Origin of the sequence: Blautia sp. AM28-27 (assembly GCF_003480905.1) — a bacterium.
In the GTDB taxonomy this organism is placed as follows: Bacteria; Bacillota; Clostridia; order Lachnospirales; family Lachnospiraceae; genus Fusicatenibacter; species Fusicatenibacter saccharivorans.
On record NZ_QUJK01000040.1, the window covers coordinates 1 to 1,228 of the forward strand.

The following is a 1,228-nucleotide window of genomic DNA, read 5'->3' on the forward strand; positions in this document are numbered from 1 at the left end:
AGTAAGGGGATTACCCATAAATATATTGTAGTAGTGATGAGTTAGACGCGCAAAATTTTTACCAAAATGGGAACAAATGTTTGAGTTATTCCTATGCATATGGTATACTATTTTTATGAAGAAAGAAGTCATCTGCTTGTAGATTACCGACCACAGTTTTATATTTCAGACATGATCAAAATCATGAAGGGGAATCTTGCACACCAGATGTTCCTTTTACATCCAGAGCTAAAGAAAGAGTTGTGGGGAGGACATTTGTGGAATCCGTCTTATTGTGTTGTAACGGTCAGTGACCGGAGCCGTGAACAGGTACTTGCTTACATAGAAGGGCAGAAGGAAAAATCCCGTTAAAACCCGGAGGAAAAAGCGAATGAAAAAGCGAATGAAAATCATATCCAGTTATGGTGTAGAATTACGAAAACAGAATATTCCGATCCGCCAGACACTGGAGATTTACCGTTCTGCTGTCCGCTATCTGGTCAAAGTGTATGAATCTGTATGGGAAGAACTGGCCCAAATTGAGAACAGTAAGAAACGTTTCAATGCAGCGGAACATCTGGTGCATACAACGAAACGGAATCCGGCCCGGTTTGATTTTGATTTCTGCTTTCCCAAGATGCCATCCTATTTCAGACGGGCGGCAGTCCAGCATGCGCTTGGGAGTGTATCTTCTTATCGGACGCGTCTGGAACAGTGGAAAGCAGAGGGGGAGAAAACGGGAAAGCCGTATCTGAAAAGTGAACAGTATGCCATGCCTGTTTTTTACCACGATATCATGTACCGTGAAAACACAGAAGAGAAAGATGCGGCCTTTTTAAAACTGTACGATGGCCATGACTGGAAATGGTTTGCTACGCGGCTGAAACATACGGATATGGAATATTTAAGAAAACACTGGTCGGGCAAAAAAGCTTCGGCGCCAACGTTGGAGAAAAAGCACGACAAATATTTCCTGCGTTTTACGTATGCGGAAGAGGTATCTTTAAACCGGACACCTGTCAAAGAACAAACGATCTGCAGTGTGGATCTCGGCATCAATACGGATGCAGTCTGTACCATCATGCGTCCAGACGGAACTATCCTGGGAAGAAAGTTTATTAACTTTTCCAGTGACAAAGACCGGATGTACCGTGCGCTGGGACGGATCCGAAGATTTCAGCGGGAACATGGATCGTGTCAGGCGCAGGGAAGATGGGCATATGCAAAACGTCTGAATACAGAGCTTGGC

General features: G+C 44.1%; 2 pseudogenes. Both read left to right on the top strand.

The annotated features are described in order from the left end of the window. Positions 1-129: 129 nt before the first annotated feature. Positions 130-351 (top strand): annotated as a pseudogene (gene tnpA, locus DW743_RS18995) (IS200/IS605 family transposase); the annotation flags it as partial. A gap of 19 nt (positions 352-370) precedes the next feature. Continuing rightward, positions 371-1,228: pseudogene (locus DW743_RS17800) on the top strand (IS200/IS605 family accessory protein TnpB-related protein); the annotation flags it as partial.